Source organism: Streptomyces sp. CA189 (genome assembly GCF_056428985.1).
The window spans coordinates 57,506-76,606 of the sequence record NZ_JBWJVM010000021.1 but is presented as its reverse complement, the minus strand read 5'-3'; the positions used below and the strand labels follow the sequence as shown (position 1 = coordinate 76,606).

The 19,101-nt window shown below is 72.1% G+C and carries 21 protein-coding genes and 1 pseudogene; 10 read left to right on the top strand and 12 right to left on the bottom strand.

Translation table 11 applies throughout. From position 1 onward, the window contains the following. The first annotated feature begins 161 nt into the window (after window positions 1-161). Entirely contained in the window at window positions 162-788 is a 627-nt protein-coding gene (locus AC061S_RS18410) for a glyoxalase (RefSeq protein ID WP_478687038.1), read from the top strand. Between the two features lie 206 nt (window positions 789-994). Here AC061S_RS18410 and AC061S_RS18405 read toward each other — a convergent pair whose 3' ends face one another. The 4 genes from AC061S_RS18405 to AC061S_RS18390 all read right to left on the bottom strand — a co-directional run bounded on the left by AC061S_RS18405 (window position 995) and on the right by AC061S_RS18390 (window position 4,027). Beyond that, window positions 995-2,191, bottom strand: coding sequence for an NAD(P)/FAD-dependent oxidoreductase (locus AC061S_RS18405; protein WP_478687037.1), 1,197 nt, complete (start codon window positions 2,189-2,191; stop codon window positions 995-997). A 35-nt stretch (window positions 2,192-2,226) separates the two neighbouring features. Further along, window positions 2,227-2,451: a ferredoxin gene (locus AC061S_RS18400; protein ID WP_478687036.1), complete on the bottom strand. Its 225-nt coding sequence runs from the start codon at window positions 2,449-2,451 to the stop codon at window positions 2,227-2,229. A 60-nt stretch (window positions 2,452-2,511) separates the two neighbouring features. After that, entirely contained in the window at window positions 2,512-3,441 is a 930-nt protein-coding gene (locus AC061S_RS18395; RefSeq protein ID WP_478687068.1) for a pyridoxamine 5'-phosphate oxidase family protein, read from the bottom strand. A 130-nt stretch (window positions 3,442-3,571) separates the two neighbouring features. Beyond that, entirely contained in the window at window positions 3,572-4,027 is a 456-nt protein-coding gene (locus tag AC061S_RS18390; protein ID WP_478687035.1) for a VOC family protein, read from the bottom strand. A gap of 148 nt (window positions 4,028-4,175) precedes the next feature. Between AC061S_RS18390 and AC061S_RS18385 the strand changes: the two genes are divergently transcribed. Continuing rightward, window positions 4,176-4,748 (top strand): CGNR zinc finger domain-containing protein, encoded by a 573-nt coding sequence (locus tag AC061S_RS18385; RefSeq protein ID WP_478687034.1) that lies wholly within the window; start codon window positions 4,176-4,178, stop codon window positions 4,746-4,748. A gap of 76 nt (window positions 4,749-4,824) precedes the next feature. On the opposite strand, the gene AC061S_RS18380 is transcribed toward AC061S_RS18385, so the two are convergent. The 7 genes and pseudogenes from AC061S_RS18380 to AC061S_RS18350 all read right to left on the bottom strand — a co-directional run. Continuing rightward, complete coding sequence (locus tag AC061S_RS18380) at window positions 4,825-6,525, bottom strand: AMP-binding protein (protein ID WP_478687033.1); 1,701 nt, start codon at window positions 6,523-6,525, stop codon at window positions 4,825-4,827. Beyond that, window positions 6,522-8,504 (bottom strand): FAD/NAD(P)-binding protein, encoded by a 1,983-nt coding sequence (locus AC061S_RS18375; protein WP_478687032.1) that lies wholly within the window; start codon window positions 8,502-8,504, stop codon window positions 6,522-6,524. The genes AC061S_RS18380 and AC061S_RS18375 overlap by 4 nt, the downstream gene beginning before the upstream one ends. A 129-nt stretch (window positions 8,505-8,633) precedes the next feature. Continuing rightward, window positions 8,634-9,947 carry a methylaspartate mutase gene (locus AC061S_RS18370; protein ID WP_478687031.1) on the bottom strand — a complete coding sequence of 438 codons (1,314 nt, stop codon included), beginning with the start codon at window positions 9,945-9,947 and terminating at the stop codon, window positions 8,634-8,636. After that, window positions 9,944-10,384, bottom strand: coding sequence for a cobalamin B12-binding domain-containing protein (locus AC061S_RS18365; RefSeq protein WP_478687067.1), 441 nt, complete (start codon window positions 10,382-10,384; stop codon window positions 9,944-9,946). Before AC061S_RS18365 ends, AC061S_RS18370 begins: the two co-directional genes overlap by 4 nt. Window positions 10,385-10,585: 201 nt before the next feature. Beyond that, window positions 10,586-11,002: a cupin domain-containing protein gene (locus AC061S_RS18360; protein WP_478687030.1), complete on the bottom strand. Its 417-nt coding sequence runs from the start codon at window positions 11,000-11,002 to the stop codon at window positions 10,586-10,588. Between the two features lie 179 nt (window positions 11,003-11,181). Beyond that, a complete protein-coding gene (locus AC061S_RS18355; protein WP_478687066.1) occupies window positions 11,182-11,859 on the bottom strand; it encodes a substrate-binding domain-containing protein in 678 nt (225 codons plus the stop codon). A gap of 57 nt (window positions 11,860-11,916) precedes the next feature. Then, window positions 11,917-12,102, bottom strand: a pseudogene (locus AC061S_RS18350) (LysR family transcriptional regulator); the annotation flags it as partial. A gap of 251 nt (window positions 12,103-12,353) precedes the next feature. Between AC061S_RS18350 and AC061S_RS18345 the strand changes: the two are divergent. Then, window positions 12,354-12,971 carry a CGNR zinc finger domain-containing protein gene (locus AC061S_RS18345; protein WP_478687029.1) on the top strand — a complete coding sequence of 206 codons (618 nt, stop codon included), beginning with the start codon at window positions 12,354-12,356 and terminating at the stop codon, window positions 12,969-12,971. Window positions 12,972-13,223: 252 nt separating this feature from the next. Continuing rightward, complete coding sequence (locus AC061S_RS18340) at window positions 13,224-14,630, top strand: vanadium-dependent haloperoxidase (RefSeq protein WP_478687028.1); 1,407 nt, start codon at window positions 13,224-13,226, stop codon at window positions 14,628-14,630. On the opposite strand, the gene AC061S_RS18335 is transcribed toward AC061S_RS18340, so the two are convergent. Continuing rightward, window positions 14,627-15,319, bottom strand: coding sequence for a CGNR zinc finger domain-containing protein (locus AC061S_RS18335; protein ID WP_478687027.1), 693 nt, complete (start codon window positions 15,317-15,319; stop codon window positions 14,627-14,629). The two genes, AC061S_RS18340 and AC061S_RS18335, sit on opposite strands and share 4 nt — an antisense overlap. A 93-nt stretch (window positions 15,320-15,412) precedes the next feature. Between AC061S_RS18335 and AC061S_RS18330 the strand changes: the two genes are divergently transcribed. The 6 genes from AC061S_RS18330 to AC061S_RS18305 are packed head-to-tail and all read left to right on the top strand — an operon-like array spanning window position 15,413 to window position 18,900. Continuing rightward, on the top strand, window positions 15,413-15,949 hold the full coding sequence (locus tag AC061S_RS18330; RefSeq protein WP_478687026.1) for an HPP family protein: 537 nt from the start codon (window positions 15,413-15,415) through the stop codon (window positions 15,947-15,949). 10 nt (window positions 15,950-15,959) lie between these two features. Beyond that, on the top strand, window positions 15,960-16,577 hold the full coding sequence (locus AC061S_RS18325) for a pyridoxamine 5'-phosphate oxidase family protein (RefSeq protein WP_478687025.1): 618 nt from the start codon (window positions 15,960-15,962) through the stop codon (window positions 16,575-16,577). Between the two features lie 7 nt (window positions 16,578-16,584). Beyond that, entirely contained in the window at window positions 16,585-17,586 is a 1,002-nt protein-coding gene (locus AC061S_RS18320) for a TIGR03571 family LLM class oxidoreductase (RefSeq protein WP_478687024.1), read from the top strand. 42 nt (window positions 17,587-17,628) lie between these two features. Beyond that, window positions 17,629-18,249, top strand: a complete 621-nt coding sequence (locus AC061S_RS18315; RefSeq protein WP_478687023.1) for a DoxX family protein — start codon at window positions 17,629-17,631, stop codon at window positions 18,247-18,249. A 55-nt stretch (window positions 18,250-18,304) separates the two neighbouring features. After that, a complete protein-coding gene (locus tag AC061S_RS18310; RefSeq protein ID WP_478687022.1) occupies window positions 18,305-18,553 on the top strand; it encodes a hypothetical protein in 249 nt (82 codons plus the stop codon). Further along, window positions 18,550-18,900 carry a type II toxin-antitoxin system PemK/MazF family toxin gene (locus tag AC061S_RS18305; protein WP_478687021.1) on the top strand — a complete coding sequence of 117 codons (351 nt, stop codon included), beginning with the start codon at window positions 18,550-18,552 and terminating at the stop codon, window positions 18,898-18,900. Before AC061S_RS18310 ends, AC061S_RS18305 begins: the two co-directional genes overlap by 4 nt. The last annotated feature ends 201 nt before the right edge of the window (window positions 18,901-19,101 follow it).

Genomic DNA, 19,101 nt, shown 5'->3' with positions numbered 1-19,101 from the left:
GCGGGCCGCGGCCACTTCCGTGGCTGCCGCGGCGCACCCTTCACGTCTAAGACCGGGGAGCACCGGGAAACTCATCGCTCCCGGCCCGACTTTTTTCGCCCGGCCCGATCGGTCAGGATTCGAGAAGCCCTGGCAGGTGCGGCGCGCCTAGCGTGAGGGGCATGACATCCATCGAATCCGTCACCCTCGACGTGGCCGACCTCGCGGCTGCCCAGCACTTCTACGACACCGCCTTCGGGCTGGGCACGCGCATCCGGCTGCGGGCCTCCGAGGCGCCGACGGCCGGGTTCCGGGGGTTCACGCTGTCGCTCACCGTGGCCCAGCCGGCCGCCGTCGAGGCCTTGGTCGGCGCGGCCGTGGAGGCCGGTGCCACCGTGCTGAAGCCCGTCGCGAAGTCGCTCTGGGGCTACGGCGGTGTCGTACGGGCTCCGGACGGGACGATCTGGAAGGTCGCCACCTCGGCGAAGAAGAACACCGGGCCGGCCACCCGGCAGATCGACGAGATGGTGCTCCTGCTGGGCGTCGCGGACATGGCCGCGAGCAAGCGGTTCTACGTGGAGCACGGGCTCGCCGTGGCGAAGAGCGTCGCCCGCATGTACGTGGAGTTCGACTCCGGATCGAGCCCCGTCAAGCTGGGGCTGTACCGGCACCGCGCCCTCGCGAAGGACGCCGGCGTCGCTCCCGACGGCAGCGGATCACACCGGATCGCGATCGGCTGCGACGGCGGCCCCTTCACGGACCCGGACGGCTTCGCATGGGAGGCCGCGCAGGCGGAGGCCGTGCGCTGACGGCGCGGACGCGGCTGCAACACCGACGGCGCGGCCGCCGGCCTGAGCATCCACGCGACCACCGCCTACGGCGACGTCACCGCCCGCAGCCTCTGAACCGCCACCCGGCCCCGAAGCAGAGTCGGCTGAGCCGTGACGGGTCGGCTGCGAAGCCCCCGCCCCCGATGATCCCGGGCCGGCGGGGGCTGTTTCGCTTCCCGCCCAGCCTAGGAAGCCAGGTGGGCCACCGCGCCCCGCAGGGCCTGGAGTTCACGCTGGTAGGCGGCCAGCCTGCGGGTCCTGCCGATGGTCAGGGCGCCGATCAGCTGCCCGTCCCTGTGGTAGCTCACCTCGAGGCGGGGCTCGCCGACGAGGTTGTGCTCGGCGATCCTCGTCTCGTCCGCGAGTCCCGGCAGGCCGACCGAGCGGATCCGGGCGCCGTACAGGTCCGACCAGAAGGACGGGATCGAGTCGAACGGCTCGGGCTCGTCGGGGTGCAGCAGGTTGTGGGCCGCCGCTGTCGCCTGTTCCACGGCGTTGGCCCAGTGGCCGAGGGTGACCGGTGCGCCGCCGGCCAGCGGGTGCGGCACTCGCGCGACGTCACCGGCCGCGAAGACACCGGGGACGACCGTGCCGTCGGGGAGCAGGGCCCGCAGGTACGGGTCGCAGTGCACGCCGTCTTCGAGGGCGAGGCCGGAGTCCGCGAGCCAGCCGGTGGCGGGCACGGCCCCGAGGGCCAGGACGGCAGCGTCCGCGGGCAGTTCGCTCTGGTCGGAGAGGCGCACGCCGGTGATCAGCCCGTCGTCGGTGGCGAGGAAACCGCTGACCGTGGTGTGGGTCCGCAGGTCGATGCCCGCTTCGCGGTGCATCGTGGCGACGAAGCCGCCGGCGACCGTTCCGATGGCGCGTTCGAGGGGCTGTGCGGCCGATTCGATCAGGGTGACGTCGAGGCCGCGGGCACGTGCGGCGGCTGCGACCTCGCCGCCGAGGAAGCCGGCGCCGATCACGGCGAGCCGTCGTCCGGGGGCGAGTTCGGCCCGCAGCGCGACCGCGTCCTGCCAGCCGCGCAGGGTGATGACCCCGCGGGGCAGCGGGGGCCGGCGGGCCGGCCAGGGGCGGGCGGCGGAGCCCGTGGCGATGACGACCCCGTCGTACGGGAGCTGGGTGCCGTCGGAGAGGGTGACCGTACGGGCGCCCGGGTTGAGCTGGACGGCGGGCCGGCCGAGCTGCCAGCGGGCGTCGAGTCCGTCGGGCAACGGCAGCGCGGTGAGCGGCGCCGGGTCCCGCGCCGTCAAGACGTCCTTGGACAGCGGGGGCCGGTCGTACGGCAGGTACGGTTCGTCGCCGACGATGGTCAGGAGGCCGGTGAAGCCTTGGGAGCGCAGGGCTTCGGCCGCCCGCAGACCGGCGAGGGACGCTCCCACGATCACGATGCTGCGGGGGCTCGTGAGGCTTGTGCTCACTGTGCCGCCAGAGCGTCGTCGGTCGCCGCGGGAGCTGCCGTGATGGTGATGGCGCGGGCGGGGCAGACCACCGCGGCCTTCTCGGCTTTGTCCAGCAGGGCGTCGCTCGGGGCGGCGTCGTAGACGAGGTAGTCCTCGTCGTCGAAGGAAAAGACCTCGGGCGCCGCGAAGACGCATTGCCCGTGGCTCTCGCAGAGGTTCATGTCCACGGTGATCTGCATGGCTGGCTCCGTTGGGGGCGAGGACGGTCCGGGGACCGGGACCGGGTGGGGAAGGTGGTTTCAGCTGACCGGGGGGTTGAAGCGGGAGTATCCGGGGTCGCTCCAGCGCAGGGTCGAGGCGGCGGAGATCTCCCGTACGTCGGTCACCGAGAACTCCACGAGGCGCTGCGCTCCGGGGACGCGGGAGCGTTCCTCGGCATCCCATACGGTGTGCGCGGTGCCGGAGAGGTAGAGGGCGGAGCCCGTGCTCCAGTTCGGGAAGATGAGGCCGGCGGCCGGATTGAGGACCAGGTTGCCGAGCGTCAGGAACATCGCGTTCCCGATGTAGTCGGGCCAGCGCAGCAGCGTCGGGGACAGGACCTGGACGAAGCCGGGGTTCCCACCGCGGTGGGACGCGTCGGCGTCGCCGGTGTCGGAGGCGGTGGCGACGAAGAAGGTGTCGGCCTCGCGCACCGTCTGCTGCTGGGCCGCGCTGAGCGCGGCGGCGGAGGTGACCGTGCGGGCCGCCGCCTGGGCCTGGGCCTCGGCTGCCGACAGGATGCGGAAGTCCCGTTTCTGCAGGTACTTCGGGCAGTTGGCGATGACCTGGTCGAGCGCGACGCGCAGTCCGCCGGCAGCGGGGAGCGCTCTGCCGTTGAGACGCATGCGGCGCCGGGTGGCCGGCTCGATGGCGATCATGCCCAGACGGGCGGGCCGCGGCGCGGACGCGTCCCCGGAGGGTGCGCCGGGCGGGCCCAGGAGGTCCGCGAGGGGATCCTCGGGCAGGGGGAGCGCGTTGATGGTCAGGGTGCCGGGGTCGGGCGCTGCCAGGAACCCGGGGGCGCCGGTCAGCTGGGTGGCCCAGACGCGGCCCGCGCGGTCCGTACCGCCGATGACGATCATCGGCTGCTCGGCGAGGAAATCCGCCGCGACGGCGGGGACGGTGTCGCCGATGGCGCCGAGGGAGAAGGCCGCCGGGCCGGTGAGGTCCGCGCGGCTCTGCACGTTCATTTCGCCGGGGTGGTAGCCGGTTGCCACGGCAGTTCCTTTCGTTCCGCCGCGACCGGGGACGTGGGCCCGTGGGCCCGTGGGGTGCCCCTCGTCCCCGGTCGCACCGTGAGGTGCTGCGGGCGGCTCTTGTTTAGAAGAAGCCGCAGGTGGGCGCGCCCGGGGTGGGGGCGGCGGCCGGGTCGGCGCCGGTGGGCGCGTAGATCTCCAGGCGGATGCCGTCGGGGTCGGTGAAGAAGATGCCGCCGGAGGCGCCGTTCTCACCGTGCGGGACGACACCGTCGTAGTTGAACTCGGCGCCCAGGCCGCGCAGGACCTCTTCGGTGGCACGGACCTCTTCGATGGTCTCCACCTGGAAGGAGAGGTGGTGCAGGCCCGGCAGGTCCTTGCCGAACGCGCCCGCGCTCTGCTGCCAGAGGGCGACCTGCATGGCGCCGTCGCGGCCGAGGAACGCCCAGCGGCGGTCCTCCTCCTTGCCCTCCGCCATCACCTCGAAGTCGAAGATCTCGCGGTAGAAGGGCAGGGAGCGGTCCAGGTCGGTGACGTTCAGGCCGACGTGCCCGGTCTTCAGGGTCTTTGCCTTGCTCATGGTCGATCACTGCTTTCAGCCAGGGCTTCGAGACGTTCTCTTAACCGCTGAACTAGACTTTAATGGTTAGTTTTATGGATCGTCAACCCTTAATCTTGAGATGACCGGTTACTGTTGGGCCCCCCACAGAGAAGGAAGGAGCCGCCCCGTGCCTCCATCCCCGGAGCCGGACCCCCGGCCACTGACCGGCGAACCGCCCTCCATCGACCTCCTCAACACCCGCTGGATCGACAGCGCCGGCTGGCACGACCTGCTGGATTCCGTCGAAGGACTGGGCATCTGGCTTGCCGGCCCGCTCGTCCGCCAAGAGCTCGGCGACCGGCCGGCCGTGGCCGACCGCGAGACGCTGGAGGCACTCCTCCAGGTCCGGGGTGCGCTCAAGGCCGTCATCGACGCCCCCGTCCCCTGGGACGAGGGCACGGTCGGCCCGCTCAACGCCGTCCTGGCACACGGTCAAGTCCGCCGTCTGCTGCTGCCCGACGGCCCCGGCACCACCGTCGAGGTGGACGCACCGTCCTGGATGGCGGCCTGGACGGTGGCCGACAACTTCCTGCGGCTGCTCGGCGACCGTCCCGAACGGATCCGGTCCTGTGCGAATCCGGAGTGCGTCCTGCGCTTCTACGACATCTCCAAGAACGGCACCCGCCGCTGGTGCTCCATGTCGGGCTGCGGCAACCGTGCCAAGGCGAACCGGCACTACGCGCGCCACCACCACGGCTGACGCCGAGGACCACAACCGACCAAGGGGCCGGGGCCCGGGCGAGAGCCCGGGCCCCGGACCTGTGTGCCGAGGGATGCTACGCGTCGATCCGGTACTCCGTACCGCCGCTCCCGGGCGCCCGGTCCCGCAGCTCGGCGCGGCGGACCTTGCCCGAGGTCGTCCGCGGCAGGGCCGCGACGAACTCCAGGGCGCGCACCCACTTCTCGGGCGGCAGTTCCCCCCGCACCAGGTCGAGGATCCACTGCGCGCTGCGGTCCCCGGCCGGGAACTCCGGCGCGATGACCACGTACGCCTTGGGCGCCCACAGGCCCACCGGATCGGGAACCGGGACCACCGCGGCATCGGCCACCGCCGGGTGGCGCAGCAGCACCGTCTCCAGCTCGCGCGGGGAGATCCGGTGGTCGAACGCCTTGAACATGTCGTCGGAGCGGGCCAGGTGGGTGAGGCTGCCGTCCGGGGCGCGGACCGCGAGATCACCCGTGTGGTAGTGGCCGCCGGCCAGCGCCTTCGCCGTACGGGCCGCGTCACCGACGTAGCCGCGCATCAGCCCGAGCGGACGCGTCGAGAGCTCCAGGCAGATCTCACCCGGCTCCCCCGCCGGAACCTCCAGTCCGGTCTCCGGGTCGAGCAGGACCACCGCGTAGCCGGGCAGCGGGAAGCCCATGCTGCCCGGGGCGGGGGTGCGGCCCGGCGGGTTGCCGACCTGGCCGGTGGTCTCCGTCTGCCCGTACCCGTCGCGCAGGTCGACCCCCCACTGGTCCCTGACCAGTTCGATCAGCGACGGCTCCAGGGGCTCACCCGCGGCGACCGCCTCGCGCAGCGCGGGCGGCCGGGCACCGAGGCCCTGGGCGGCCATGCCCCGCCAGACGGTGGGGGGTGCGCAGAAGGTGGAGACCTCGCGGGTGCGCAGGATCTCCAGCACGTCGGCCGGGCTGCTGCGGGCCGCGTCGAGCGCGATGACGGTGGCCTCCGCGTTCCACGGGACGAACAGCGAGCTCCACGAGTGCTTGGCCCAGCCGGGCGCCGAGATGTTCAGGTGCACGTCGCCGGGCTGCACGCCGTTCCAGTACATGCCGGACAGGTGGCCCACGGGATAGCTGACGTGGGTGTGCTCGACCATCTTCGGCTTCGAGGTGGTGCCCGAGGTGAAGTACCGGAAGAGCGGTTCGTCCGCCCGGGTCGGGCCGTCGGGGATGAACCCCGGGTCGGCCGAGTCCGCGCGCCCGTACGGGATCCAGTCCCGGACCGGGTCCCCGACGCTGATGCCCGACCAGTCCCCGGGGGCGCCGGCGAAGCGGTCCGTCAGCCCCGACTCGGCGACGACGTACCGCACGTCGCCGCGCTCCAGCCGGTCGGCGATCTCCGCCGGGGTCGCCGTGACGTAGGTGGGGATGACGATCGCGCCGAGCTTCATGGCGGCGAGCATCGTCTCCCACACCTCCGCCCGGTTGCCGAGCATCAGCAGCAGCGGCTCGCCGCGGCGCACCCCGAGGGAGCGCAGCCAGGTGGCGACCTGGTCCGAGCGCCGGGCCAGCTCGCCGAAGGTGAGCACCCGGTCGGTGGCGGGCCCGCCGTCGCCGACGATCCGCAGCGCGGGCCGGTCGGGCCCGGCGCCCAGAGTGTCGAACCAGTCGAGGGCCCAGTTGAACTCGGTCAGCTCGGGCCAGCGGAACTCCCGTACCGCCTTGTCCAGGTCGGTGCGGTGCAGGAGCAGCACGTCCCGGGCCGCCCGGAACCGCTCGGTGGGAGAGAGGGCGGCCCCCGGCCCCCCGCTCACGCCGCGTCCTCGGGGACGAGGACGGCCTCGGTCCCGGGCACGCCGCGCTCCGCGAGGGCCGCCGGACGCAGCACCTCCGCCGCGATGGCGTCGGCGTCCCGGTAGAAGAGCGTGTTGACGCCCGGGCGGCTGGAGCCGACCTGGGTGAACCAGCGCGTGTGTTCGGTGGGTATCCCGATGGCGTACAGGTCGCTCTGCGCGTGTCCGTGTGCGTCCACGACGTGGAAGGGGGCTTCGGTCACGTCCAGGCCGCCGGTGACGTACGCGGTGCCCTCGGGCCCGCCGATCACGTACGGGCGGACCGCGCCCTCGCCGAGCAGCTGCTGCGTCAGGGGGGAGGTGTCGCGCAGCAGTTCCGGGGTGGGGATGCGGGCGTCGACGAGGGTCCGCACGATCCGCTCGGAGCCGGCCACCTGCGCAGACCCGATGCGGAAGCCGCCACCCGCCTCGTCGGTCTCGAACCGGGTGGCGGGACCGGCGACCTCCACGACGCCCTGCCGGATCAGTGCCCGCAGCTGCTCGACCCGGGACATCGGGGGGCCCGCCGACAGGAGGGCGTTGACGGGCAGGAAGCGGCGGTGGAAGAACCCGGTGTGCGACTCGGGCAGCAGGCCGCCGTAGTCGACGGCTTCGCGGACCACGTTGCGGATGTCGCGCAGGACGTCGAGGGCGGCCTTCAGCGGACCGTCCGAGGTGCCGAGCGCGGCCGCTTGGAGGTCCCGGTCCATGACGTCCAGCAGCTGCCCGCGGAACTCCTCGGGAGAGGCGAACCGCGTCTCGCCGAAGGGCCGGGCCAGCGCGTCCAGGTCGATGGGCGCTACGTCGGACAGCCCGGCCCGCTCCAGCAGCGCGGCCCGGTCCGCGCCGGCGTGCAGCGCGGCGGCGTGCTCCTCGGCGAACGCGTCGGCCGCTTCGGCGCCCCGGGAGGTCCGGACGTGGGTGACGTAGTAGACGTGCTCGATCTCCTGGAGCAGCAGGGGCAGTACGTCCTCGGCGAAGTCCAGCTGGCCGCTGCCGGTCACGCCGCGGCGGGCCCGGGCGGCGGTGAGGGCGGAGCGCGTGAGGAACAGGGCGCGGTGGCTGAACGAGGGCGCCTTCTGGTTCCGGCCGCGCGCCGGGATCGGCAGCCCGCTGCGGGATCCGGCGGTGATCCGGGGCTCGCGGCCGCTGGGCCGGTAGACGAGCGTGCCGTCCTCGGCGCCGGCGAACTCGCCGCCCCGGCCAACGGTCAGCGAGAGCATGACGTCGTAGAAGGACAGGCCCAGACCACGGATGCCGACGGTGCTGCCGGCCGGGATCGTCTCCTCGTCGAGGGCCATGTCGGCCGCCGAGTCACCGCACAGGTAGTGGGTGCCGGGCGTACGGCCGGCGAAGTCGAGCATCTCGCGCTCGAAGGGGTCCGGGGCGTTGAACGGGTGCCCCGTGGCCAGCACGACGCGGTCGGCCTCCAGCAAGTGCGGCGCCGTGTCCAGGCTCAGCAGATGGCCGCCGTCCGGGCCGGTGCGCAGGGCGGTGACCCGGCCGGTGACGGGCACCAGCTCGACGTGGTCGGGCAGGCTGCGGGCGATGGTCCGGTACACGTCGGTGAGGTACTGGCCGTACCGGACGCGGGGCGCGTAATCGTCGGGGCCCAGCGGCTCCTCGCCGAGCAGCGCGCGTGCCTCGATCCACTGCCCCAGGGAGGGGCCCGCGCCGGGACGGGCGGGGCCGTCGTCCGGGTCGCCGGAGTACATCGTCACCTGGCTGATGACGGTGTTCATGGTGAACCAGTCGTCCTGGTCGGTGCGCCACACCCGGCCGGCGCCGACCTCCGTCGCGTCGATCAGGTGGATCCGTACGGGCCGGGGCGGTACGCCGCCGTCTTGGCGCGCCTCGGCGGCCGTGCGTACGGCGAGGCGTTCGAGGACGGAGATGCCGCGCGGGCCACTGCCGATGACGGCGAGGACGAGCGGGCGCGTATCGGACGAGTATCCGGGCACAGGAGCTTCCTAAGTGGTGAGGAGGACGCGCGGTACAGGGGCGCGCGGAGCCGGGCGCGGGGCGGCGCGGGCATCGCGGCGGCAGGCAGCCGGGCGCCGAACGGCGGGAGGGCGGTGCGGGGTGGCAGGTCAGACCGGAAGGGCGGCGGTACCGTCGCGCTCGCCACTGCCGGCCAGGGCGGCCCGGTCGAAGGACTCCTGCGTGTACGAGAGCATCCCGAGCAGGTCGTCGGCGCGCAGCTTCGCGCGGCCGGGCGCGGGCAGGGCCGCGATGGGCATCGAGCCGGCGGTGTGCCACTGGAGGCTGCCGCGTCCGTCGATGTAGCTGCGTGAGCGCTGGGCGTTGTCGGCGTGCAGGCAGTACGGGACGTCCAGGACGCCCCGCCGGAAGGCCTCGGTCAGGGCGCGCCCGGTGTCCGGGTGGATCTCCAGTACCGCCTCGACCAGCGCCCTGGCCTCGGCCAGTACCCCGAACTCGTCGCTGACCACGGGGGACTGGCCCCGGTGCGCGGCCGCGGCCGTGGCCGCTTCCTCCAGCGCGTGGATGTTGTCCTCGATGGTGGGGATGCGGTGCGCCTCGGCCGGGGTCTTGACGATCATGCGTTCGGTGCCGGTGAGCGCGGCCAGTCGCGCGCTGTCGCGCAGCAGTCCCAGCGCCCCGCCGGTCGTCCGGGGGAAGACACCCATGTACGTGTAGAGCACGACGTGCCAGTCGAGGCCCGACAGGTGTTCCGCGGCGAGGGTGCGCAGCGCCAGCAGCGCCTCGACGTCTTGGCCGTGGTGGGTCTGCTGGGCGTAGCTGAGGGAGATGCTGCGGAGCCCGTACTGCTTGAAGAAGATGCCTTCCAGCACGGACAGGGCGACCAGCAGGCTGGGCGGGCACAGCTGGCCGAGCATGCAGCCGCCGAAGCTCTCCAGGTGCGTGCCGGGGCGGGACGCCAGCAGTTCGCAGGTGCGTGCCCAGGCCTCGACGGAGTCGCGGATGGGTGTGCGGCTGTACGGCAGGCAGTAGGAGATCGGGCCGCCCTCGGTGGCGTCGAGCCCCGCGTCCAGCAGGGCGCGGATGATGCCGATCGGGTTGGCGGATCCGTGGCGTACCTGGACGGCGAAACCGTCGCCGATGAGTCCCGAAGTGAGGTCACGGGTGGTGTCGGGGCCGTGCGCGACGATGGGGTAGCCGTTGAGGTCGGTTCCCTCGATCAGGGCCCGCCGGGCGGACTCGTTGTCGCCGACGCGCGTGTAGCTGTCGATGGTGAGGGTGCCGACGGTGCGGGCCCGGGCCGCTTTGACCGCGTGCAGGCCCTGCCGCATGCGCGGTACGTCGGCAAAGCCCATCCGGGGCTGGACGACCAGCTCTCCGGCCCGGCCGGCCGCCGCGACGGCCGCCGCGAACGAGCCGAGGGGCTCGGTGGATCCGGTGGACGCCACGGTGAGCGCGCTCACGCCGCGCTCGGCTCTAGGGCCGGTACGGCGGACTGGGCGAGGTAGCGGCGGAACTCCGCGACGCCGGCGGCGTCTTCGAAGACGGCGTTGAAACCGGCCTCCATCAGCTCCGGTCCGTAGGTGCCCGCCTCGGCGCCGCGCACCCCGAGCTTGCCGCCGATGACGACGCGCAGGTCTTCAAGGTCCGGCTCGGCGCGCAGGCGCCGGATCGCCCGGGCTCCGTCGAGTGCCCCGTGACCGTTGACGCTGCTGACGACGACCAGGTCGGGCCGGACGCGGCGGCACTCCTCGATGAGCAGTTCGTCGGGTACGCACGAGCCGACGTTGACCACCTCGTGGCCCATCTCCTCCAGCAGCAGCTGGAGGAAGACGAGGTTCCAGGTGTGGGAGTCGGAGGAGACGCTGGACACGAGCACGCGGCGGCCGGAGTGCTGCATTGCGTGCGGAGGCTGGACGGCAGGGGTGGTGGTCCGGGTCTGGAGAGGGTGCGCAGACAAGGCAGTGTTCTTTCGGTCAGCGGGAGTGGGCGGGTGCGAGGGAGCGCAGGCGGGCCCGCACGGAGCGGGCGGGCCGCGAGAACGGCGGTGCGGGGCGGGGCGGCCGAGTCAGGGCGTTGACAGCCGCCCCGCCCCGTCCGGTCAGGGGGCCGCGGTGATGCCGACCGTGCGAAGCGGCTTCTTCGGTTCGCGGGCGGCGGCGGGCCGGGTGCGGATGGCGAGCACGGTGCAGCCCGTACGGCTGGACATCTGGTGCTCGGTCCCGGGGCCTTCCACGACCAGGTCGCCCTTGACGTAGGAGATCCCGTCGCTGTGGTCCAGGACGCCGTCCAGGACCAGCATGAGTTCGTGGCCGAGGTGTTCGTGGAAGTCGCCGTGCGCGCCCGGCGGGAAGCGGAGCAGCAGGCCGACGGAGTCCTCACCCTCGGACTCGTCCGGGGCCCACAGGACGTGGTGCTCGACACCGATCCGGCCCGGCTCGCTCCACGCCACCCATTCGAGGTCGTTCAGCTCGAAGCCGCTGCGGAACGCGTTTGCGATATAGGAAACATCCGGCATTGTTTCGCCTCTCTTCGGATACGTTTTCAAGGCTATGTGCGCCTCCGCGTCCGGCTGAGCGAATCAGCCGATCGCCGGTATCGATGTTTCCGATGGGTTTCCGGTGTGTTCCCGAAACGAAAAACAGCAGGGGCGAAACGGAAATCCGTTTCGCCCCTGCTGTTTTTCTGTGCGCCGGGTCAGGCCATTTGGCTCGCCTGTTCCCGGCCGATGCGCGCCGCCACGTCGCAGACGGCGGCGACCGCGGACATCGCCGTGTCGCGTCCGGTCCACAGGGCGCGCACGCTCAGGCGCACCCGCGGCAGGCCGGGTATCACGGCGAGGCCGCTGCCCTGCTCGGCCGGCCGTACCGACTCCGCGGGCAGCATCGCGATGCCGTAGCCGCTGCGGGCGAGTTCCCTGGCCCCGCCGACCGAGCCCGCTTCGATGACCGGCGGGTCGATGCCGTGGAGCTCGCGCAGTGCGGTCACCAGCACCTGGTGCGAGGCGCAGTCGGGGTCGACCGCCAGGACCCGGATGGAAGACAGTGCCTTGGCCTGGTCAGTGGCGTTGGCGAGGGAGATGGAGGAGACGGGCACCACCTCAAGGGGCGGCAGCTCCTCCACGACGATGCCGTTGGACAGGGACTCGGGCGTCGCCGAGAAGTCGCCGTGCACCAGGGCGAGATCGGCCTCCCTGTCGCGCACGGACTCCCTGGCCTGGCTGATGACGAGCTGGCGGGGCGAGACCTGCACCTTGGGGTAGCGGTAGCGGCAGTCGCGGATGAGGGAGCCGACCCGTGATTCCAGCAGGAGCGCAGACGCCCCCACCGATACGCGGCCCGTCATTTCGCCGGAAGGATTCAGGGCGCTGGCCATTTCGTCCACGACATGGAATATTCTCCCTGTATAGTCGTGGAAGATTTCTCCGGCCGAGGTGAGTCGGACCCCGTGCGGAAGGCGCTGGACTAACTGAATTCCGACGCGTGATTCAAGGGAGCGGATGTGCGAGGTGACGCTGGACTGGGCGTAGCCGAGACTTTTGGCGGCTTTGGTGAAACTGCTCAGCCGGGCCACCTCCCGGAAGGTTCTGAGTTGATAAAATGCAAGGTCAAAGGTCACTTGCTTCCCCCCGTGAGAACAAGACCCACTTCACTTTCAGTCAGTGCCAGATGAATATCGTTCGATCGCGCCTTCCTGTGCGATCGGTACCTTGGGACTGGCCTCCCTGTGGCAGAGGCGGCCCCGCCCCCCGGGGGGTCGCCTTACCGATAACCTAACGTCTCCATGCGCATGTAGCCGTTAGGTCAAGATCCTGCCACGAGGCAAGTGCCCACGGCAAGCCCTACTGCGCCCACCCGGTGAGGACCGACATGCCCCCAAGCGCCCAGACCCCGCCCCCTGTTGGCGTTCCACCCCTGAACGGGGAGCCCCTCCCACTGGAGTTCGTCAACACGGTTTTCCCCGTCAAGGGCACCCTTGTGGACGGTTTCCGGACGCCGGAGCACCTCGCCTGGTGGCTGCGCTCCTGTCGCGGCAGTCTGGCCACCCACCTCCCGGAGAGTGCCGTGGAGGCTCTGGGCGCCGCCGACGTGCAGTGTTTCGTCATGCTCCGCGACGCCAGCCGCCGGCTGGTCGACGCCTTCGTCAACCACCGCGAAGCCGACCCCTGGGACGTCGCACACCTCAACCGCGCGTCCACCATGGACCGCGCCTGGCCCCTGCTGTGCTGGAACGCGGGGGAACGCCCCGTCGCCGTGCACGTGTCCACCGCCGTGCCCACGATCGCCGTACAGAGCGAGATCGCCCATTCCGTGGTGCGCCTCCTGACCGGCGCCGCGGGCGTGGAGCCCAAGGCCTGTGTGGCGCCCGGTTGCGTCTTCTACTTCGACCAGGCCCGCTCTCGTCGTGAGTGGTGCTCGACGGGGTGCGGGAACCGGGCGCGGGCCGCCCGGCACTACGCGCGGCGCCACCCCCACCGGGACTGCTGACTGGTCCGGGCCCCTTCTGGGGCCCCGTCCATGTGTAACGCCTCGTTGCCGTCAAGCCCGTTAGGAGCTGATGGCAAGGAGATGAATTCGGGCGCGGCAATCCGTGAGCCCATCGGGTTTTTCGATTCCTGGCATCTGCGAACGCCCCGTTGTGAGGGTGGCGTGCCGCCATACGTTCATGGCGAGAACGCACCGCCGTGGCGACATCGAGTCGAAAGTGTCACCAGGGCCTCCACAGACAGGGAACAGCTGATGCTCCGCTCCGTACGTCCGGGCAAGAAGACCGTTCTGAAGGCCGCCGTGGCCGCCGTGGCACTCGCGGGCATCGTGCCCATGGTCCCCGCCAACGCCGCCACCGACGCCGAGGAGTTGTCCGCTCCCTCCGCGGCGGTCACCGCCACCTGGCAGGGCTCGAACGACCACGTCCTGTACTGGAACAACGCGATCCTGGACATCTTCCGCCAGGTCGGCGGCACGCCCGGACCGCTGACCCGCGGCGGGGCGATGATGGACCTGGCCGTCTACGACGCGGTCAACTCCATCCACACCATCGGCAAGCCGTACGCGGTCAAGGACGCCACGGCGGCCGGCGCGTACAGCTCGGTCAACGCGGCGATCGACTACGCCGCGTACACCGCCCTGCGGGACGCCTTCCCCGGCTACCCCGTGGCCAGCCTCGACGCCAAGCTCCAGCAGGCTCGGGCGCTGCCGGAGTACGCCTCCGCCGCCGCGAAGGAGCGGGGGCGCGAGCTCGGCGTCAAGACCGCCGAGGCGATCATCGCCAAGCGCGCGGGCGACGGCTCCGCCGACACCACCCCGTACGTCACGATCGACGCCCCCGGCCACTGGCGTCCGGCCCCCGGCAGGCCCGCAGGCGCTCCCAACTGGGGCAAGGTCAAGCCCTTCGCTCTGGCCTCCGGCTCCCAGTTCCGCCCGGGCAACATAGGCGGGTTCGCCAACCCGACCGAGCTCCTGCAGAGCCCCGAGTACGCGGCGCAGGTCAACGAGATCAAGCGGATCGGCGGCCGGGACTCGACCGAGCGGACCGCCGACCAGACGCAGCTCGCGCACTACTGGGCGAACGACGTGGACGGCACCTACAAGCCGGTCGGCCAGCAGTACGACCACACCGCGGTGATCTTCCGCAAGTACCGGCCGCTCGGCACCTCCTTCGAGAGCGCCAAGCTGTTCGCCCTGACCTCGGTGGCCCTGGCCGACGCGGCGATCTCCATCTGGGACTCGAAGTACGGCACCGACTGGGACGTGTGGCGCCCGGGCGACGCCATCACCCGCGCCGACCTGGTCCCGAACGCGGACATCGTCGCCGACCCGAACTGGAAGCCGGAGGAGAAGGACCTGGCGGGCAACAGCTTCACCCCCAACTTCCCGACCTACGTCTCCGGGCACTCCGGTGTGGGCGCCGCGTGGGGAGGCATCCTCCGCAACTACTTCGGCCGTGACGACCTGTCCTTCACCGCCGGCACCGACGACCCGTACGCGGTGGGCGTCACCCGTTCCTTCCCGAGCCTGAGCGCCGCGGTGAAGGAGAAGGCCGACAGCCGCAAGTTCATCGGCGTCCACTTCGAGTGGGACAACGCCGCCGCGCTGGACCTGGGCTACAAGGTCTCCGACCAGGTGTACGCCAACATCATCAACTAGTCGCCTCCGCTCGACACCGCCGCGGCGCCGGTGCCCGCCGCGTTGTCGGCGCCGCCCCCGCGGCGGCTGTGCCGGGCCACCCGCACCCGGTTGCCGCAGCCCACCGTGCACCACTCGCGGCGGGCGTGGCCCTTGACGAAGTACAGGATGCAGCCGGGCGCGGGGCAGGCCCGCAGCAGACCGGCCCGCTCGCCGGTCAGGAGGTCGACGGCGCCCGCCGCGACCTCGCCCAGCGCCACCAGCAGCGGATCCGCCTCCGGCCACCGGGTCGCGACCGCGAAGGAGGGGCCGGGCGCGAGTTCCCGCCGCGGGGCGGCCGAGCGGACCGCCGCGTTCACCACCTCGCAGTCGGCGGCGCCGGGCGCCCGGCCCGCGACCCGGGCGGCGGCCAGCTCGCGCAGGGCGCGCCGCAGCTCCAGGAAGCGGTCGAGGTGGCCCTGCCGGACCCGCCCGTCCGGCGAGGCCGCCGTGAGCGCCCGCGCCAGCGCGGGGCTGAACCGGGGCCGGTGCTCGTCGAGCCACAGGTCCAGCTCCTCGGGCCTGGTGAGCGCATCCACCAGGAAGCCCCGTACGCCGCCCTTGATGAACGTCGTGTTCACCAGATCGAGGGGCAACGGCTCGCCCGTCAGCGGGGGGCGGGCCGCCGTCGGCCGGCCCTGCTCTTGTTCCTGCTTCGTCCTGTCGCCCATGAATCCATCCTGCCGCCTCGCCGCCGCCCGCCGGCGAGCTAATGTATGGATTCCCTCTTAATCCATTAGTTAACCTTTCGCGGAAGGGACGCCATGTCCGACACCCCCGTAACCGAGGCTCCGGCTCCGCGGAGCCTGGCCACCGCGCTGGCGGGCAAGGCCCCTGCACGCGCCGCGGGCGCCGCGATCTCCGTCGCGACCCTGGCCGGCGTGGCCGCCCTGCTCCTGCTGGTCGCCATCGGCTACGCGCTCGACCAGGCCGTGCTCGTCCCGCCGCTCGCCGCGAGCGCCGCACTCGTCTTCGCCGCCCCCGCACTCCCGCTGGCCCAGCCCCGCAGCGTCATCGGCGGCCAGCTGATCTCCGCCGTCGTCGGCTTCGTCGTCCTCGCCGTCGCCGGAAGCTCCCTGTGGAGCGCCGCCGTCGCCGGCGGCCTCGCCATCGGCGCGATGGCCCTGGCCCGGACCCCGCACTCACCCGCCGCCGCGACCTCGGTCATCGTCGTCCTCACGCAGCCGGCGACCGCGACCTTCCTGCTCCTGCTGCTGCTCGCGACGCTGGTCCTGGTCGGCGTCGGGATCCTGGCGGGCCGCAGCGGCAAGACCCCCCGCTACCCCACCTACTGGTGGTAGGCGATCCTCGATGACCAGCCGATACGCGCAACTCCTCTTCACCCCGCCCGTGCAACGGCACCAGGCGGAGCACGGCAGCCGCGCCTCGTACGCGAACATGGCCCGCGGACCCCGGGAAGCCGACCGGCTCAGCGAGCACGAGGTGGCGTTCGCCGCCACCAGGACCAGTTTCTACCTGGCCAGTACGGGCTCCACGGGCTGGCCGTACGTCCAGCACCGGGGCGGGCCGCCGGGCTTCCTGCGGGCCTTCGACGACCGCACGCTCGCCTTCGCGGACTACCGCGGCAACAAGCAGTACATCACCACCGGAAACCTGGACACCGACGACCGGGTGTCCCTGATCCTCATGGACTACCCGGCCAGGGCGCGCCTGAAGATCCTGGGCAGGGCCCGCACGGTGGGGGCGGACCAGTGGCCGGCCCCCGAGGAACACCGGGCCGTCGTCGAGCGCGTCGTCCTCATCGAGGTCGAGGCGTACGACTGGAACTGTCCCCAGCACATCGAACCCCGGTACACCGTGGCGGAGCTGGAGGAGCAACTCGCCCCGATCCGCGTGCGCATGGCCGAGCTGGAACGGGAGAACGCGCTGCTCAGAGGGGAAGCCGCGCCCGAGCGGGCGGCGGGCTGATGCGCTCATGAGCACGCACACGCACCCGGCCGACGCGTCGGTCCCCGCCCCGGGCCGTCCCCCGCATCCGGGGATGGCGCGGGCCTTCCCGGAAGGCCGGATGTCCCTCGGCCTGATCGCGCCCCTGGAGTCCTTCACCGGTGACGTCCCCGTCATGGCGGGCCACTTGGAGCTGGCCCGCCGTGCGGAGGACGCCGGATTCGCCTCGCTGTGGGTACGGGACGTCCCCTTCCTCGTCCCCGGCGAGGGTGACGGCGGCCAGCTGTTCGACCCGTGGGTGTACCTGGGCACGCTCGCGGCCGTCACCCGCCGGATCACCCTCGGCACCGCCAGTACGGTGCTGCCGCTGCGCCACCCCGCCCACGTCGCCAAGGCCGCGGCGTCGGTGGACCGGCTGTCGGCGGGCCGGATGCTGCTGGGCCTGGCCTGCGGTGACCGTCCGGGCGAGGTTCCGGCCTTCGGCGCGGGCGGCGCGGACCTGGGGGCCCGGCTGCGGGACGGCTGGGACTACGTACGCCACGTCACCGGCCCGTCCTCGGCGGGCTTCGTGTCGCCGCTCGGCGAAGTGGCCCCCGGAATCGACCTCTTGCCGAAGCCGCCGTACGGACGGCTGCCCATGCTGATGACGGGGCGGGGCCGGCAGACGCCGGAGTGGACCGCCGAGCACGCCGACGGCTGGCTGTACACGGCGCTCGACCCCGAGCGCCAAAGGGCCAACACCGCCCGCTGGCGGCGGCTGACCGGCGAGACCGGCAGCGGCCGCTTCAAGCCGTACGCCCAGGCGGGCTACGTGGTCCTGCACGAGAACCCGCGGTCCGCGCCGCGCCCGCTGGTCCAGGGCTGGTCCATGGGGCGCGAGCCCCTGCTCGAACTGTTCAAGACGTACGAAGCGGCCGGAGTCAACCAGCTGATGATGAACCTCCGTCACAACACGCGGCCGGCGGCCGAGGTGATGGCGGAGATCGCTGAGTGGCTGCTGCCGCACTTCCCCCCGGGGCCGGACCGATAGGCAGCCGCACGGGGTCCACCGATCACAGAACCGAGGAACCCCGTGAGAGCATCCCCGAGAACCACCGTGACCAACGCGGTGACCAACGCGGTGAACAGCGCGGTGAACAGCGCCGTGCGGTGCCGGGCCGGGACCCTTCGTCGCCCTTGGTGCTGGCTCCCGGTCCTCGCCTCCCGCTACCGGCGCCGCGAGACGGCCGCGCTCCGGGTGAGCGTGGGCCTGCTGTACCTGTGGTTCGGCGTGCTGAAGTTCCTGCCCGGGATGAGCCCGGCGCAGGACATCGCCACCCGCGCGATGGGCGTCATGACCTTCGACTCCGTCCCGGCGGCCGTCTCCCAGCCACTTCTGGCGGTCATGGAGGTCATGATCGGCCTGGGGCTGGTCGCGGGCCGGCTGCTGCCGCTGACGCTCGGGGTCTTCTTCGTTCACATGGCGGGCGTCTTCGCGACGCTGGTGATCCTGCCGGGAGAGGTGTGGAAGTACCCCTTCGTCCCGTCCATGGAGGGGCAGTACATCCTCAAGAACCTGGTCCTGGTGGCGGCGTGCATGTCGGTGGCGACGGCGACGTTCCGCGGCACCAAGCCCCGCAGCGAGCCCCCGTCACGGGAACCGGCGGAGCCGGCGGAGCCGGGGCAAGCCCGCGAGACCGTAGGGGCGGGCTGACGGGGCGGCCCTGCCCGGTAGCCGGGGTGGTATGCCTGTGGGTATATTCGCAGGTATGAAGGCAGTGACGACGATAAAGGTGGATGCGAAGGTCCGTGACGACCTCGCCCACGTGGCCTCGACCGATTTCGGCGGCGTCACCCTGAACGCGGCCCTCGCCCAGCTCCTCACCGAGCACCGCAAGCGCGCCGTCCTCGCCGCGTACGCCCGCCTCGAAGCCGACCCGGCGGCCTGGAAGGACTACACCGCCGAAGCGGACGAGTGGGACGGTGTCGCCGGAGACGGTCTCGGGGGCCGCCAGTGAGCCGGAAGGCTTCTCCCTGGCAGGTCTGGATGGCCGACCTCGCCCCGGTGATCGGCTCCGAGCAGTCCGGCCGCAGGCCCGTGGTGGTCGTCTCCTCGCCGTTCTTCACGGCCTTCCCGACCGAGATGGCCATCGTCGTGCCCCTCACGACAGCGGACCGGGGGCTCCCCCATCACGTCGCCGTGAACTCGCCCGGCTCGGGACTGAACCGCCCGAGCTGGGCCCGTACGGACGACATCCGGTGCATCTCCGAGAGGCGGCTCGGCGGCCGCCCTCTCGGTCAGGTCAGCGACAAGGAACGCGACGAGATCCGCACGTACCTGCACCTGATGATCGACCTCGGCTGACCCCGGCGCCACGAAGCCCGCGGGGTTACGGCCGGGAGCTCTGAATCGTCATGGGGCCTTCCTGCCGCGTTCGTTCGCAGCTCCCCGGCGGTCACCGGCGGTGCCCGGTACCGTGCTCCCCGATCCGGGTGTCGCAGTCGGCCACGATGGCTTCGTCACCGGCCTTGATCGCAGCCCGCCGGAAGGTCGCTTCATGGGCGC

What these genes read in the sequence shown, in the direction of transcription:
- AC061S_RS18355 (WP_478687066.1), bottom strand. Translation starts at nt 11,859, where the DNA reads ATGGCCAGCGCCCTGAATCCTTCCGGCGAAATGACGGGCCGCGTATCG.
- AC061S_RS18400 (WP_478687036.1), bottom strand. Translation starts at nt 2,451, where the DNA reads ATGCAGATCACCGTGGACATGAACCTCTGCGAGAGCCACGGGCAATGC.
- AC061S_RS18310 (WP_478687022.1), top strand. Translation starts at nt 18,305, where the DNA reads ATGAAGGCAGTGACGACGATAAAGGTGGATGCGAAGGTCCGTGACGAC.
- AC061S_RS18325 (WP_478687025.1), top strand. Translation starts at nt 15,960, where the DNA reads ATGACCAGCCGATACGCGCAACTCCTCTTCACCCCGCCCGTGCAACGG.
- AC061S_RS18395 (WP_478687068.1), bottom strand. Translation starts at nt 3,441, where the DNA reads ATGAACGTGCAGAGCCGCGCGGACCTCACCGGCCCGGCGGCCTTCTCC.
- AC061S_RS18320 (WP_478687024.1), top strand. Translation starts at nt 16,585, where the DNA reads ATGAGCACGCACACGCACCCGGCCGACGCGTCGGTCCCCGCCCCGGGC.
- AC061S_RS18330 (WP_478687026.1), top strand. Translation starts at nt 15,413, where the DNA reads ATGTCCGACACCCCCGTAACCGAGGCTCCGGCTCCGCGGAGCCTGGCC.
- AC061S_RS18340 (WP_478687028.1), top strand. Translation starts at nt 13,224, where the DNA reads ATGCTCCGCTCCGTACGTCCGGGCAAGAAGACCGTTCTGAAGGCCGCC.
- AC061S_RS18365 (WP_478687067.1), bottom strand. Translation starts at nt 10,384, where the DNA reads ATGCAGCACTCCGGCCGCCGCGTGCTCGTGTCCAGCGTCTCCTCCGAC.
- AC061S_RS18345 (WP_478687029.1), top strand. Translation starts at nt 12,354, where the DNA reads ATGCCCCCAAGCGCCCAGACCCCGCCCCCTGTTGGCGTTCCACCCCTG.
- AC061S_RS18410 (WP_478687038.1), top strand. Translation starts at nt 162, where the DNA reads ATGACATCCATCGAATCCGTCACCCTCGACGTGGCCGACCTCGCGGCT.
- AC061S_RS18335 (WP_478687027.1), bottom strand. Translation starts at nt 15,319, where the DNA reads ATGGGCGACAGGACGAAGCAGGAACAAGAGCAGGGCCGGCCGACGGCG.
- AC061S_RS18390 (WP_478687035.1), bottom strand. Translation starts at nt 4,027, where the DNA reads ATGAGCAAGGCAAAGACCCTGAAGACCGGGCACGTCGGCCTGAACGTC.
- AC061S_RS18360 (WP_478687030.1), bottom strand. Translation starts at nt 11,002, where the DNA reads ATGCCGGATGTTTCCTATATCGCAAACGCGTTCCGCAGCGGCTTCGAG.